General features: G+C 67.7%; 4 pseudogenes. 2 read left to right on the top strand and 2 right to left on the bottom strand.

Going from position 1 to position 721, the window contains the following annotated elements:
• A pseudogene (locus U8L64_RS12735) lies at positions 1-146 on the top strand (serine/threonine protein kinase); the annotation flags it as partial.
• Here U8L64_RS12735 and U8L64_RS12730 read toward each other — a convergent pair.
• Positions 118-252 (bottom strand): annotated as a pseudogene (locus U8L64_RS12730) (phosphopantothenoylcysteine decarboxylase domain-containing protein); the annotation flags it as partial. The pseudogenes U8L64_RS12735 and U8L64_RS12730 overlap by 29 nt on opposite strands.
• Positions 222-377, bottom strand: a pseudogene (locus U8L64_RS12725) (TAXI family TRAP transporter solute-binding subunit); the annotation flags it as partial. The pseudogenes U8L64_RS12725 and U8L64_RS12730, both read right to left, overlap by 31 nt.
• Between U8L64_RS12725 and U8L64_RS12720 the strand changes: the two are divergent.
• A pseudogene (locus U8L64_RS12720) lies at positions 364-489 on the top strand (3-deoxy-7-phosphoheptulonate synthase); the annotation flags it as partial. The pseudogenes U8L64_RS12725 and U8L64_RS12720 sit on opposite strands and share 14 nt — an antisense overlap.
• Between the last annotated feature and the right edge of the window lie 232 nt (positions 490-721).

Genomic DNA, 721 nt, shown 5'->3' with positions numbered 1-721 from the left:
TCAAGCCCGAGCTGGTGAGCCCGCTGGTGGTGTATCTCGCCAGCGAGCAATGCCAGGACAGTGGTGGGTTGTTCGAGGTTGGCGGTGGCTGGATGGGCAAGGTGCGCTGGGAGCGCAGCCTGGGCGTCGGCTTCGATCCGTCTTCAGCTTGTGCGGCGCCACCACCTCGGGGCGGTAGTCGGCCACTGCGGCGGCGGCGATCAGCAGATCGCAGGGCATCGCCGCTTCACAGGCGGCGAGCATGTCGCGCGCGCGTTCCAGGCATCGTCCACCGAATCACCGAGGGCGAACGCCAGTTCGCCGCGCCCGGCCTGCAGCAGGTTGAGGTGTTCCACCGAGGCGTTGGGCGCCTGCAGCGACGGCTTGGGGCCGTCGAGCTGGCGTAGCAAACCGATTCAGCAACAACCCGAGTACCCCGATGCCGATCACCTCGGCCGCGTCGAGCGCACCCTCGCCGGTCTGCCGCCGCTGGTGTTCGCCGGCGAGGCGCTTACGGCATTGGCCTTGGACTTGCTGAGGTCGTTGCGCGCCTGTTCGATCCGGTGCAGATAGGCGTCATCGATATCGCCGGTGATGTACTTGCCATCGGTCAGGCCCGCGCCGGAGTTCGAGGAATGGCTGGCGAAGATGCAGATCCTCCGACAGGACGGCAATCGCCTGCAGCTCGGCCGCGAGCTGCCCGAAGCCTTCCGCCGGGCGCTGGAGCAGCAGGCATGAAGCC

The organism is Pseudomonas sp. FIP_A4 (assembly GCF_036701605.1).
Classification (GTDB): Bacteria; Pseudomonadota; Gammaproteobacteria; order Pseudomonadales; family Pseudomonadaceae; genus Stutzerimonas; species Stutzerimonas phenolilytica.
The sequence above is the reverse complement of the archived record's forward strand: the minus strand, read 5'-3'. Positions and strand labels throughout refer to the sequence as shown.